The following is a 13,382-nucleotide window of genomic DNA, read 5'->3' on the forward strand; positions in this document are numbered from 1 at the left end:
GGTGGTTAGTCGTCTGATTCGGGGGTGTCGATGACCGCCAGCAGGGTGCCGGTCTCGATGTGGTCGCCGGCGGCCGCGGCGAGTTCGGCCACGGTGCCGTCGGAGGTGGCCGAGATGGTGTGCTCCATCTTCATGGCCTCGATCGTCATGAGTTTCTGGCCGGTGGTGACCGTGTCGCCCACGGCGACGGACACGCTGGTGACCGTCCCGGGCATGGGGGCGACCAGCGCGCCCTCGGCGACGATGTCGGCCGGGTCGTCGTAACGGGGCCGCTCGGTGAGGGTGACCGGGCCCAGGGCGGAGTCCACGCCGACACCGCCACCGGGGTAGCGGTGCACGGTGAGGGTGCGGCGGATGCCGTCCACCTCGACGACGACGGTCGCCGGGGTGCCCGTGTCGCGGGTGACGCCGTCGCCCGGGGTGACCTCCACCAGCCGGACGTCCGGCTCGCCGCCGAGCGTGACGGTCTCTGCGCCGGTGGAGCGCGAGGACCGCACGATCTCGACCTGCACCGCGTCGTCGTCCTGGCCACCGTCCTCGTTCTGCGCCTGGTCGCTGAGGAAGCGGTGGGTGGTGCGGGCGTCGCCGAAGAGGCGGAAACCACTGCGCACGTGCCTGGTGGGGCGCGTGGCGGCGGTGGCCGCCTCGACGACGGCGGCGGCGGCGAAGGCGGAGACCGCCACCGCCGCGCCGTCGGCGAGCGTGATGGCCGAGACCTCGGGGTGGGTCTTCTCCAGGAAGGCGGTGTTGATGTCGCCGGCGCGGAAGTCCGCGTCGTCCAGGATGGAGACCAGCTGGTCACGGTTGGTGCCCAGGCCGTGGATGCGCGCGCGGCGCAACGTGCCGCTGAGCCGTCCCACCGCCTCGGCACGCGTCGGTGCCCAGGAGATGACCTTGGCGAGCATGGCGTCGTAGTTCACGCCGACCACGGCAGGACGCCCCGGGCGGGCCTCCGGGCCGGCGTCCAGCCGGATGCCGGGCACGTGCGGCCCGGCGAAGGACGAGACCACGTCGTCGAAGTCGAAGCGCAGGACCTCGCCGGACATCGGCCGGTAGTCGTGGCGGGGATCCTCGGCGTAGACGCGGGCCTCCACGGCCCAACCGTTCAGCTCCGGCGGGTTCTCCGCCGGCAGGGGCAGTCCGGCGGCGACGTCGAACTGCAGGCCCACCAGGTCCAGCCCGGTGGTGGCCTCGGTGACGGGGTGCTCGACCTGCAGGCGGGTGTTGACCTCCAGGAAGAAGAACTCGCCCTTGTCGTTGGCCAGGAACTCCACGGTGCCCGCACCGCTGTAGTCGATGGCGTGGGCGGCGGCGCGGGCCGCCTCGAACAGCCGCTCGCGCATCCCGTCGACCCGCTCGACCAGCGGTGACGGCGCCTCCTCGATGACCTTCTGGTGACGGCGCTGGATCGAGCACTCGCGCTCGCCCACCGCCCACACGCCACCGTGGTTGTCGGCCATGAGCTGGACCTCGATGTGGCGGCCGGACTCGATGTAGCGCTCGATGAACACCGTGCCGTCGCCGAAGGCGCTCTCGGCCTCGCGGACGGCGGCGGCGGTCTCGGACTCCAGCTCGTCCATGGTGCGCACCACGCGCATACCGCGGCCACCACCACCGGCGGAGGCCTTGACCAGCACCGGGAGCATGTCCTCGGTGATCTCGGAGGTCTCCAGGTTGGTGAGCACCGGCACGCCGGCGGCCTCCATGAGCTTCTTGGCCTCGGTCTTGGAACCCATCGCGTCGATGGCGGCGGGGGAGGGGCCGATCCAGGTCAGCCCGGCGTCGATGACGGCGCGGGCGAAGCCGGCGTTCTCCGACAGGAAACCGTAACCGGGGTGGACGGCGTCGGCGCCGGTGCGCTTCTCGGCGTCCAGCACGGCCTCGGCGTTGAGGTAGGTCTCCGCCGGAGCGTTGCCGGGCAGCCGGACGGCGGCGTCGGCCTCCAGGGCGAAGGGTTCGTTGGCGTCGGCGTCGGAGTAGACGGCGACGGTGGACAGGCCGCGGTTGCGTGCGGTGGTGAACACGCGTCGGGCGATCTCGCCGCGGTTGGCGACGAGGATGGTCGTCGGTGCAGAGTGTGTCATTTCTTCCTTCATCTGGTTGTCGCCCGTCACATCCGGAAGACGCCGAAGCCGTCGGCGCCCTCCACCGGTCCGGAGTGGATGGCGGACAGTGCCGTACCCACCACGGCACGGGTGTCGCGGGGGTCGATGACACCGTCGTCGTAGAGCATCCCGGACATCTTCAGCGGGGCGGACTCGGCGTCGGCCTGGGTCTTGAGCATGTCGTAGAGCTGCTTCTCGGCGTCCTCGGAGTAGTCCAGGCCACGGCCACGGGCCGACTGGGCGCTGATGCTGCTGATCACGGAGGCGAGCTGCTCGGAACCCATCACCGCCGAGCGGGCCGACGGCCAGGCGAACACGAAGCGCGGGTCGAAGGCGCGTCCGCACATCCCGTAGTGGCCGGCGCCGTAGCTGGCCGCGGTGATCAGGGAGATGTGGGGGACCGTGGAGTTGGACACCGCGTTGATCATCATCGCGCCGTGCTTGATGATGCCCTGCTGCTCGTACTCCTTGCCGACCATGTAGCCGGTGGTGTTGTGCATGAAGATCAGCGGGGTGTCGGTCTGGTTCGCCAGCTGGATGAACTGGGTGGCCTTCTGCGCCTCCTCGCTGAACAGCACGCCGCGGGAGTTGGCGAGGATGCCCACCGGGTAGCCGTGGACCTGCGCCCAGCCGGTGACCAGACCGGAGCCGTAGCGGGGCTTGAACTCGTCGAACTCGCTGGCGTCGACGAAGCGTCCGATGATCTCGTAGGGGTCGTAGGGGACCTTGAGCCCGTCGGGGACGATGCTGAGCAGGTCCTCCTCGTCGAGCACCGGGGCGGCGACGTCCGGCGACGGGGTCTGGCCCTTGCGGCGCCAGTTCAGGCGCCGGACGATGGAGCGTCCGATGCGTGCGGCGTCCAGCTCGTCGACGGCGAGGTAGTCGCCGAGACCGGAGACGTCGGTGTGCATCTGCGCACCACCGAGGCTCTCGTCGTCGGTGACCTCACCGGTGGCCGCCTTCACCAGCGGCGGGCCGGCGAGGAAGACCTTGGAACGCTCCTTGATCATCACCACGTGGTCGGACATGCCGGGGATGTAGGCACCGCCGGCGGTGCAGTTGCCGTACACGATGGCGATGGTGGGGATGCCCTCCTTCGACAGCTGGGTGATGTCGCGGAACATGGCGCCGCCGGGGACGAACACCTCCTTCTGGCTGCGCAGGTCCGCACCGCCGGACTCCACCAGGGTGAGCACGGGCAGACGGTTCTTGCGGGCGATCTCCTGCAGACGGTTGCACTTGCGCAGCGTCCACTCGTTGGAGGCGCCGCCCTTGACCGTGGGGTCGTTGGCCACGATGAGGCAGTCCACGCCCTCGACGGTGCCGATGCCGCCGACGACCGAACCGCCGACGGCGAAGTCGGTGCCGAAGCCCGCCATGGTGCACAGCTCGAGGAAGGGCGACCCCTGGTCGAGCAGGGAGTCGATGCGCTCGCGCGGGGTCATCTTGTCTCGGCTACGGAGCCTCTCCAGGGACTTCTCGCCGCCGCCAGAGAAGGCGGACTCGTAGGCCTCCCGGATCTCGCCGAGCTTGTCCTCCATGGACTGCCGGTTGGCCTGGTACTCCTCGGAGCCCGGGACCACCGCTGTCGATGCGGTCATGATGCGTCCTCACTGTCGTTGCTGGTGTTGAGCAGGGAGACGGGCACGTCGACGTGGCGCGAACGCAGCCATTCACCGAGCCCCTTGCCCTGCGGGTCGAAGCGGGCACCGTGGGCCACGCCCTGGCCGAGGATGTCCTGGACCACCACGTTCACCGCGTTGAGGTGCGGCAGGGCGAAGACCTCCACGTCGAGTTCCGCGGTCTCCGGCAGCAGCCGCCGGACCGACTCGGGGGTGACGGTCTCGACGAGCCACGGGTAGGCGGCGTCGTCGCGGGTCCACAGTCCGATGTTGGCGCTGCCGCCCTTGTCGCCGCTGCGCGCGTCGGCGAGCAGGCCGATCGGTGCGCGCCGGGTCTCTCCGGACGCATCCGGGCCCGGGACGGGCTCGTCGGTGTAGGACGACCCGAGCTCGGCGGTCACCTGCGGCGGTGCGACGGTCACGGTGGAGCCGTCGGCGAGGTTGGCGGTGTGCACCGGCACGTCGTTGTCGACGTAGGCGGGCGAGAAGGTGCCGTACATGCCGGGCTTCGGCGGAACCCCGTCGAAGAAGGTTCCCGGCGGGGACGCCAGGGCGGTGCCGACCACGCCGCGGCCCCACTCGGCGATGAGGTCCTGGTTGGGGTCCCACACCACGCACACCAGACGGGCGGACGCCGCGGCCTGGGTGTCCGCGTCCGGGTGGTCGGTACGCTCCAGGCGGTACTCCACGGTGCGCGGGCGCGGCTCGAGGGTGTCGAGCTGGCGGGTGAACAGGTCCGCCTTGTCCTCCACGTCGAGCCCGGAGAACAGGACCTGGACCTCGTTGCGGAACCCGCCGAGCTTGTTCACGCTGACCTTGGTGGTGGGCGGGGGAGCCTCACCGGTGGCGCCGCTGATGCGCACCCGGTCGTCGCCGAGGTCCTCCACACGGAGGTGGTCGAGACGCAGGACGGCGTCCGGCCCGGCGTAGCGGGCACCGGTGACCTCGTAGAGCAGCTGGGCGGTCACGGTGCCGGCGGTGACCGCACCACCGGTGCCCTCGTGCTTGGTGATCACCGAGGAGCCGTCGGCGTGGACCTCGGCGAGGGGGAAGCCGGGCATCACGGGGCGGCCGTCGAGGACGCCGCGGTTGAAGCCGGAGTAGTTGCCGCCGGTGGCCTGGGTGCCGCACTCGATGACGTGCCCGGCGGCCATGGCGCCGGCGATCTGGTCGTGGTCGCCGGGGCCCCAGCCGAAGTGGTGGGCGGCGGGGCCCACGACCACCGAGGCGTCGGTGACGCGTCCGGTGACCACGATGTCGGCGCCGGCGGCGAGGCACTCGACGATGCCGAACGCCCCGAGGTAGGCGTTCGCGCACAGGGCGTCAGGAACAGTCGGTCGTAATGGTTCCCGGACGTCGTCGCCGTCGACGTAGGCGACGGTGAGGTCCAGTCCACGCTCCTCGACCTTCTTGCGCAGTGCGTCCGCCAGGCCGGACGGGTTGAGTCCGCCGGCGTTGGTCACGACCTTCACGCCGCGCTCGGCGATGCTGTCCAGGCAGGAGTCCAGGTGGTCGATGAACCGCCTGGCGTAGCCGAGGGTGGGGTCCTTCATCATCCCCTTGGCGAGGATGAGCATGGTGAGTTCTGCGAGGTAGTCGCCGGTGAGGTAGTCGATCTCACCGCCGTCGAGCATCTCTTTCATCGCGCTGTCGCGGTCACCGTAGAAGCCGGAGAAGTTGGCGATTCTCACGGGTGGGGTGTCACTCACGGAAAGCCTCCGAGTGTTGTCTGTGCAGTGGAATGCTTCCGACGGCTAATACTGTGGTTCGCCTACGGAAATCATGCTGCCAGTTGTAGCACCCGGAAACAATCACGCGTGACCGATTGGAACATTCGTGTCATGTGCGCTACATCACACCCCCATGTGGGGGAGGGGGATGTCGATCCTGCCGCGGCGCACCCTCCCCGACGCAGAGAGCAACCCCACGGGTCGGTCGCACCAACCTGTGGGGTTGCTCTTTCGGGATGCCCGCGCGCGGCGGGGAGGTCGGGGAGGGGATCAGCCCTCCTGGGTGGTCTGCCCCGAGTCCTGCCCCGAGTCCTCCGAGAAGCTGGAGGTGGACGAAGAGACGTCGTCGAGGCTCACGTCGGTGCCGTGCAGTTGGACCTTCAGGCCGTCCTCGGTGATCGTCGCGTCCTGGATCTGCAGGCCCTCCACGTCGTTGACGGTCTCCTGCAGGGAGTCGGTCAGTGACTGCACCATCGACTCCGGCAGGTCCATGCCCAGGATCTGGAGGTTCTGCACCTCGAAGTTCAGTGCGCCGTCCTCGACGACCGGGGTCATGCTCAGCGTCGCCAGGCCGCCGGTGATCTCCAGGTCCATGGTGTTGTCGGCGGTGTTCATCTGCACACCGGTGACCTCGATGAGGCCCTCGAGCAGGCCGCCGGCGCCCTCGGCGTCGTCACCGGAACCCTCCGCCTGCGACTTCTGGATCTCCGAGAGAAGCAGGTCCGGCGGCAGGGTGGTGTCCACGGTGATCTCACCGGCGGTGGGGTTGTCGGTGTCGGTGGACATGTCCTTGGCGTTGATCGTCATCGCCGGCTGGCCGGAGACGACCGGGCGCGACTGGTCGGAGTCCTCGTAGGACACGTCCAGGCTGGAGGGCAGGTCCGCCTCGAAGGAGGGGATCTTGCCCTGCAGCAGCCCGAGCAGGAGGGGAGACGTGCCGAAGCTCACCGAGGGGTCCTCGGTGAGCGCGGTGCCGCGTTCCTCGGCCGAGGAACGGATCTCGTCGACGACCGTGTTCTTCGCGTAGGCACGCAGTCCGAACTCGGCCACCGCCGCCAGGACGGCGAGGACGATGACGACGACGAGGAGAATCTTCCACCACCGGCCCGACCGCTTCTTGCCGGCGTTGCCGCCGTCCTGCGGTGATTGGGCCCCCCAGCCCTGCGGGCCGGTGGCGGATGGTCCGGTGCTGTTTGAAGTGCTCACCGGACCAGTGTGAACCATGACCACCCACCGGCGCCAGGTATACGGCGATTACCCGGTGGATTGTGCGGTGATCCGCAGGTTCACGGGGTGGATCAGAGGTTCTCCTTGATCCAGGTGTCGATGAGGGTGTTCTCGTTGTTGATGATGTCGCGGACGGCGTCGGCGACCTTGGGCTCGATGACCGGGCCGACCATGGGGATGGTGACGTCGATGTCGGCCTCGGCGGACAGGGTGGTGGAGTCGCCCTCACCGGTGAGGGTGAGCTCGGCGCCGAACTTCACCGGGGCGCCCTTGACCTCGGCGGCCATGTCGCCGTTGACGACGCCGTCCTTCTCGTCGCCGAAGGTGACGGTGCGCTTGAGCTTCAGGTTCTGGGAGACCATGGAGCGCACGGCCTCGGGCAGTGCGTCGGTGGGCAGGACCTCGAAGAGGACGACCTCGATGGGCTCGGCGGTGAAGGAGTTGACTTCGCCGGGGACCTCGGAGAGGTTCTGGGCCTCGTACTCCCAGTACTCCTTGGAGCTCAGGGCCTTGATGACCTTGTCCAGCGGGTGGTTGACGGTCGTGGAGGACTCGATGTGTGTTGTCATGCAGAAAGGCTAACATCATAAGTGTGCCACGTCCTGATTTTACGTTCCAGCCGAGAACAGTTTCCGTTCCCTCCGCAACGTTACAGCGTCTGACCAGGAGGAATGACGTCGAAACGTCGTCGCGCAGCTTCGCTGACCTGACCACCCTGCGGGTCGGCGGTGCCCCCGCCCACACCCTGTGCTGTCGTTCGGCGGACGCCGTCGCCGAGGTCGTACGCAGCCTCGACGAGGCCGGCGTCCCCCTGCTCGTCGTCGGTGGCGGCTCCAACCTCGTCGTCGGCGAGGACGTCGCGGGCCTGGTCGCCGTCGTGCTCGAGAGTGAGGGCGAGGACGGCAAGGACGCGGCGGACGTCGCGATCGACGCGGCGTCCGGCGTGGTCAGGGCCTTCGCCGGGGTGGTGTGGGACGACCTCGTCGCCGCCACGGTCGACGCCGGCCTCGGTGGCCTGGAGTGCCTGTCCGGCATCCCCGGCTCCGTCGGTGCGACCCCGGTGCAGAACGTCGGCGCCTACGGTGCGGAGGTCTCCCAGACCCTGCACCGCGTGCAGCTGTTCGACCGCTCCACGGGGGAGACCTCGTGGGTGTCGCCGGAGTCCCTGGAACTGGGCTACCGCTACTCCAACCTGAAGTTCACCTCGCGTGCGGTGGTCACCGCCGTGGAGTTCGCCCTGTCCACCGACGGGCTCAGCGCCCCGCTGCGTTTCGGGGAGCTGGCACGCCGACTCGGCGTGACCGCGCAGGACGGGACGTCGCGTCGTCCTGCCGCCGAGGTCCGTGACATGGTGCTCGAGCTGCGTCGCGGCAAGGGCATGGTGCTCGACGCCGCCGACCACGACACGTGGTCGGCCGGGTCGTTCTTCACCAACCCCGTCGTCGACACGGCGACGGCCGACGAGGTGCAGCGCCTGGTGGCGTCGTCGCGTGGGGAACAGGACGCCGCGGCGATGCCGCGGTTCCCGGCCGGTGACGCCGCCGGTGAGAACACGGAGAAGCTCTCGGCGGCCTGGCTGATCGAGCGCGCCGGTTTCGACCGGGGCTGGCACGTCCCCGGTCACGCCCGTGCGGGCCTCTCGGGCAAGCACACCCTGGCGCTGACGAACCGGGGGCAGGCGTCCTCGGCGGACGTCGTGGAGCTCGCCCGTGCGGTGCGTGACGGGGTGCGTGACACCTTCGGGGTGACGCTGGTGCCCGAGCCGGTGTGGATCGGCGTGACGCTCGACCCCGAGTAGCACGCGGTCGCAGCCCGGCATATTCTGGGACGTTATGCGCGTCGCCATGATCTCCATGCACACATCGCCGCTGGAACAACCCGGGATCGGGGACGCCGGCGGGATGAACGTCTACGTCCGTAACGTCGCCGAGCATCTCGCCGGCCACGGCGTGGAGGTCGACGTCTTCACCCGCGCCACGCGTGCCTCCCAGGGGGAGGTCGTTCAGGTCGCGCCGGGGTTGCGGGTGATCAACTGCGTGGCCGGGCCGTTCGAGGGGCTGCCCAAGGAGTCGCTGCCCACGCAGCTCGCCGCATTCACCGGCTCGGTGCTGTCCTTCGTGCGTCGCGAGGCGGGTGCGGCCGGCACCTCCGGGGCCGGCGACCGCACCGGTGCGGGACGTTACGACCTGATCCACTCGCACTACTGGCTGTCCGGCCAGGTCGGCTGGCTGCTGCGCGACCTGTGGGGGGTGCCGCTGGTGCACACCGCGCACACCTGGGCTGCGGTGAAGAACCTCGGGCTGGCCGAGGGCGACACCCCGGAGCCGGAGTCCCGCCGGATCTGCGAGCAGCAGATCATCGACAACGCCGACCGCATCATCGTCAACACGCAGGACGAGGCGGACGCCCTGGTGACCGCCTACGACGCCGACACCGCCGACCTCACGGTCGTCTCGCCGGGCGTGGACGTCGACCGGTTCACCCCCGGCTCCGACCGGGCCACCGAGCGGGCCCGCCGCGAGCTCGGCATCCCGCTGCGCGCCAAGGTCATCGCCTTCATCGGACGCCTGCAGGTGCTCAAGGGGCCGCACATCCTGCTGCGCGCCGCCGCCGACCTGATCCGGCGGCACCCGGAGCAGAACATCCGCGTGGTGATCTGCGGCGGGCCGTCCGGCACGGGTATGGAACGACCCGATGAACTGCACGAACTCGCCGCCGAGCTCGGGGTGTCCGGCTACGTCCGCTTCCTGTCGCCGCGTCCGCCGGAGGAACTGGTCAGCGTGTACCAGGCCGCCGACATCATCGCCGTGCCCAGCTACAACGAGTCCTTCGGCCTGGTGGCGCTGGAGGCGCAGGCATCCGGCACCCCGGTGGTCGCCGCCCGCGTCGGCGGTCTGCCGCTGACCGTGACGGAGGGGGAGAGCGGCGTGCTCGTCGACGGGCACGACCCCGCCGACTGGGCCAGTGCGCTGGAGAACCTGATCATGGACGACGACCTGCGTAACTCCATGTCCGACCTCGCCCCGTCCCACGCCGCCGAGTACTCCTGGGACGTGACCGTGGACCGGATGGTCGCCGAGTACTCCTCGCTCGTGGAGCGCTGGCGTTCCCACGGATGCTCGGAACCCGGTGTGGCGCTGAGTTCCCTGGCCTCCCGTGACCCCAGCGGTACCACGGGCGGGTAGGTTCGGTCCCATGGAACTACAGCAGCTGCAAGAGCTTCTTCACGCCGCGGAGGTCGACTTCGAGGTCTCCAACGACGTGGCCGTGGTCGTGCTGCCCGGTGAGCGCCGGCTGAAGACCAACGCCCTGTTCATCCCGCAGGACGGCATGCTGCGCGTCGAGGCGTTCGTGTGCCGCGCCGTCGAGGAGGCCCACGCCGAGGTCTACCGCCTGCTGCTGCAGCACAACCGCAAGGCCTACGGCGTGCACTACACGCTGGACAACAACAACGACATCTACCTCGCCGGCCAGTTCCCCGACACCACCACCGCCGAGGACGTGCAGCGCATCCTCGGCCAGGTCCTGGAGCTCGCCGACGGGGACTTCAACCACATCCTGGAGCTGGGCTTCGAGACGTCGATCAGGCGTGAATGGGAGTGGCGTCTGGACCGCGGGGAGTCGACCCACAACCTGGAGGCGTTCCAGCGGCTGCGTCCCGGCTACGAGGACGAACGCGCCGCCGAGCGCAAGGACCGTGCAGAACGCGCAGGACGCACCCCGTCGGCGCCGCCGACGCCGTAACGTCCTGTCGCGTCCCCCTGTGCGGTGCGCCGATGCGTGGCACAATGAGGACCATGAGTGAAAACAACCATGGCACGCTGATCCTCCTCCGCCACGGGCAGAGCGAGTGGAACGCTTCCAACCAGTTCACCGGCTGGGTCGACGTCGACCTCACCGACCAGGGACGGGAGGAGGCCGTGCGCGGCGGCAAGATGATCGCCGAGGCCGGCCTGGAGCCCACCGTCCTGTACACCTCCCTGCTGCGCCGGGCGATCACCACCGCCAACCTGGCGCTGGACGCCGCCGACCGCCACTGGATCCCCGTGGTGCGTGACTGGCGCCTGAACGAGCGCCACTACGGTGCGCTGCAGGGCCTGAACAAGGCCGAGACCAAGGAGAAGTACGGCGAGGACCAGTTCATGGCCTGGCGTCGCAGCTACGACACCCCGCCGCCGGAGCTGGAGGACGGCACCGAGTACTCCCAGTCGGACGACCCCCGCTACGCCAACCTCGCCGAGGTCCCGAAGACCGAGTGCCTGCTCGACGTGGTCAAGCGCTTCATCCCCTACTACGAGACCTCCATCCTGCCCCGCCTGGAGGCGGGGGAGACCGTGGTCGTCGCCGCGCACGGCAACTCGCTGCGTGCGCTGGTCAAGCACCTCGACAAGATCTCCGACGAGGACATCGCCGGGCTGAACATCCCGACCGGCATCCCGCTGGTCTACCGCCTCGACGAGAAGGGTTCGGTGCTCAACCCGGGCGGCGAGTACCTCGACCCGGAGGCCGCCGAGGCGGGGGCCGCCGCGGTCGCCGCCCAGGGCGGCAAGTAGGCCTCGGAGCAGGACGGGACGGGTAGGACGCAACGGACGTGGAATCAGAGATCGTCCTGCCGTTGGCCGGGGGAGTCCTGCTGGGGCTCGTCGTGGGGGTCGCCGTCACCCTGGTGGTGACGGTGCTCCGCCGCCGGGCGGAACGGCGTGAGAAGGAACGGATCCGCCGGGAGACCCAGCACAACCGTGTGTCGACCATCGCCCAGGTGATGCACTTCGCCCTGGAGTCGTCCCCGCTGGGGGTCGCGGTGGTCGACCTGCGCGAGGACCTCGTGTTCTCGAACCGCAGCGTGCAGGACCTCGGGGTGGTGGAGGGCCGCCATCTCGTCCCGGAGGTCCACCGCCTGGCCCAGCGGGTCTTCGACGACGGGGAGCCGCGCGACGGCGTGCTGCACCCCGGCACCGGGGCGGTCGGCCCGGTGTTCTCCGTGGCGGTGACCGTACGGCAGCTGACCTCGGTCGACAGCCGTTTCGTGGTGGTCTACGCCAACGACGACTCCGAGAACGTGCGTATGGAGGCCGCGCGCCGCGACTTCGTGGCCAACGTCTCCCACGAGTTGAAGACCCCGGTCGGGGCGATCTCCCTGCTGGTGGAGACCATGCTGGAGGCCAGCGACGACCCGGACATGGTCGAGTACTTCGGTGACAAGCTCCAGATGGAGACCCGACGGGTCTCCACGATGATCTCCGAGTTGATCGGACTGTCGAAGCTGCAGGGGGCCGAGTCGCTGCCGGACGTGCGCCCCGTGAGCGTGGACCGGGTCATCGACAAGGCCGTGGAACGCTCCCGCGTCGCCGCGGAGGTGGAGAACATCGACCTGATCACGGACTCCCCGGGAGACGCCTGGCTCACCGGCGACGAGGAACTCCTCGTCACCGCCGTGACGAACCTGATCGCCAACGCCATCAACTACTCGCCGGACGACACCCCGGTCAGCATCAGCCGTGCGGTCCGTGGATCCTCGGTGGTCATCCGGGTGACCGACCGGGGCATCGGCATCGCCCCGGACCAGCAGAAGCGGGTGTTCGAACGCTTCTTCCGCGTGGACAAGGCCCGGTCCCGGGCAACCGGCGGTACCGGTCTGGGACTCGCGGTGGTCAAGCACACCGTGATCAACCACGGCGGCAACGTCTCGCTGTGGTCGCAGCCGGGCACGGGGTCGACCTTCTCCCTGGAGTTCCCGGTGCTGGACCGTTCCGCCGTCCCCGAGGAGCACGTGCCGGACCAGGAGCGTTTCACCGCCGAGCAACTGCTCGCCGGTGGTGAATGACGCCGTTCACCCGGCAGGATCGACGTGCGGAGTTTACAATGACGTCGTCTCCCAGCAACCTCGCCGGGAATCGTCAGTTCCGTCCGAAGTTCCGTCCCATCCGGCCGTACAACGGCCGTCGCACATGTGTGAGGACCTTTTCACCCTATGTCCAGTGACCGTCCCACCGTCCTGCTCGTCGAGGACGAGGAATCACTCGCCGAACCGTTGGCCTTCCTCCTCCAGAAGGAGGGGTTCGGGGTCTACACCGCCGCCGACGGGCCGACCGCACTGAAGCTCTTCGACGCGCACGGCATCGACCTCGTCCTGCTGGACGTGATGCTGCCGGGCATGTCCGGCACGGAGGTCTGCACGCAGTTGCGCGCGGTGTCCTCGGTGCCGGTGATCATGGTCACCGCCCGCGACAGTGAGATCGACAAGGTCGTGGGACTGGAGATCGGGGCCGACGACTACGTCACCAAGCCCTACTCCGCCCGCGAACTCATCGCCCGCATCCGCGCGGTGCTGCGCCGCGGGGGCGAGAACGCGCTGGACGAGGGGGAGGGCGACGACAGCCTGGTGCTGCGCAGCCCTCGGGTGGTGCTCGACGTGGAACGCCACACCGTCGCGGTGGACGGCGACCCGGTGGCCCTGCCGCTCAAGGAGTTCGACCTGCTCGAGTACCTGATGCGCAACGAGGGGCGCGTGCTCACCCGCGGCCAGCTGATCGACCGGGTGTGGGGCATCGACTACGTCGGTGACACCAAGACCCTCGACGTGCACGTCAAGCGGCTGCGTTCCAAGATCGAGGAGACCCCGTCCTCCCCGTCGATCCTGGTCACCGTGCGGGGGCTGGGCTACAAGTTCGAGGGGTAGTGGCCGCTGTGTCCGGGCG

11 protein-coding genes are annotated in these 13,382 nt (G+C 69.3%); 6 read left to right on the plus strand and 5 right to left on the minus strand.

From position 1 onward, the window contains the following. Positions 1-5: 5 nt before the first annotated feature. The 5 genes from ACT3S3_RS04360 to ACT3S3_RS04380 all read right to left on the minus strand — a co-directional run bounded on the left by ACT3S3_RS04360 (position 6) and on the right by ACT3S3_RS04380 (position 7,253). Positions 6-2,084, minus strand: coding sequence for an ATP-binding protein (locus ACT3S3_RS04360; protein WP_444626344.1), 2,079 nt, complete (start codon positions 2,082-2,084; stop codon positions 6-8). A gap of 26 nt (positions 2,085-2,110) precedes the next feature. Next, entirely contained in the window at positions 2,111-3,709 is a 1,599-nt protein-coding gene (locus ACT3S3_RS04365) for an acyl-CoA carboxylase subunit beta (protein WP_441582140.1), read from the minus strand. Beyond that, positions 3,703-5,436: an acyclic terpene utilization AtuA family protein gene (locus ACT3S3_RS04370; RefSeq protein ID WP_441582112.1), complete on the minus strand. Its 1,734-nt coding sequence runs from the start codon at positions 5,434-5,436 to the stop codon at positions 3,703-3,705. The genes ACT3S3_RS04365 and ACT3S3_RS04370 overlap by 7 nt, the downstream gene beginning before the upstream one ends. A 291-nt stretch (positions 5,437-5,727) precedes the next feature. After that, positions 5,728-6,663 (minus strand): LmeA family phospholipid-binding protein, encoded by a 936-nt coding sequence (locus ACT3S3_RS04375; RefSeq protein ID WP_301442736.1) that lies wholly within the window; start codon positions 6,661-6,663, stop codon positions 5,728-5,730. Between the two features lie 92 nt (positions 6,664-6,755). Continuing rightward, positions 6,756-7,253: a DUF2505 domain-containing protein gene (locus ACT3S3_RS04380; RefSeq protein WP_301442737.1), complete on the minus strand. Its 498-nt coding sequence runs from the start codon at positions 7,251-7,253 to the stop codon at positions 6,756-6,758. Positions 7,254-7,342: 89 nt separating this feature from the next. Between ACT3S3_RS04380 and ACT3S3_RS04385 the strand changes: the two genes are divergently transcribed. The 6 genes from ACT3S3_RS04385 (at position 7,343) to ACT3S3_RS04410 (ending at position 13,363) form a co-directional block, all read left to right on the plus strand. Beyond that, positions 7,343-8,482 carry a UDP-N-acetylmuramate dehydrogenase gene (locus ACT3S3_RS04385; protein ID WP_441579066.1) on the plus strand — a complete coding sequence of 380 codons (1,140 nt, stop codon included), beginning with the start codon at positions 7,343-7,345 and terminating at the stop codon, positions 8,480-8,482. A gap of 34 nt (positions 8,483-8,516) precedes the next feature. Beyond that, positions 8,517-9,869, plus strand: a complete 1,353-nt coding sequence (gene mshA / locus ACT3S3_RS04390) for a D-inositol-3-phosphate glycosyltransferase (RefSeq protein ID WP_301442144.1) — start codon at positions 8,517-8,519, stop codon at positions 9,867-9,869. A gap of 10 nt (positions 9,870-9,879) precedes the next feature. Continuing rightward, positions 9,880-10,428: a YbjN domain-containing protein gene (locus ACT3S3_RS04395; RefSeq protein ID WP_441579059.1), complete on the plus strand. Its 549-nt coding sequence runs from the start codon at positions 9,880-9,882 to the stop codon at positions 10,426-10,428. Between the two features lie 53 nt (positions 10,429-10,481). Next, the gene (locus tag ACT3S3_RS04400; protein WP_301442146.1) at positions 10,482-11,237 is read left to right on the plus strand and encodes a phosphoglyceromutase; all 756 of its coding nucleotides are present in this window, start codon (positions 10,482-10,484) and stop codon (positions 11,235-11,237) included. Positions 11,238-11,275: 38 nt separating this feature from the next. Further along, positions 11,276-12,508, plus strand: coding sequence for a sensor histidine kinase (locus ACT3S3_RS04405; protein ID WP_441579058.1), 1,233 nt, complete (start codon positions 11,276-11,278; stop codon positions 12,506-12,508). 147 nt (positions 12,509-12,655) lie between these two features. After that, positions 12,656-13,363, plus strand: a complete 708-nt coding sequence (locus tag ACT3S3_RS04410) for a response regulator transcription factor (protein WP_301442148.1) — start codon at positions 12,656-12,658, stop codon at positions 13,361-13,363. The last annotated feature ends 19 nt before the right edge of the window (positions 13,364-13,382 follow it).

The sequence above is a fragment of the Corynebacterium sp. AOP40-4SA-5 genome (assembly GCF_052377355.1).
Lineage (GTDB): Bacteria > Actinomycetota > Actinomycetes > Mycobacteriales > Mycobacteriaceae > Corynebacterium.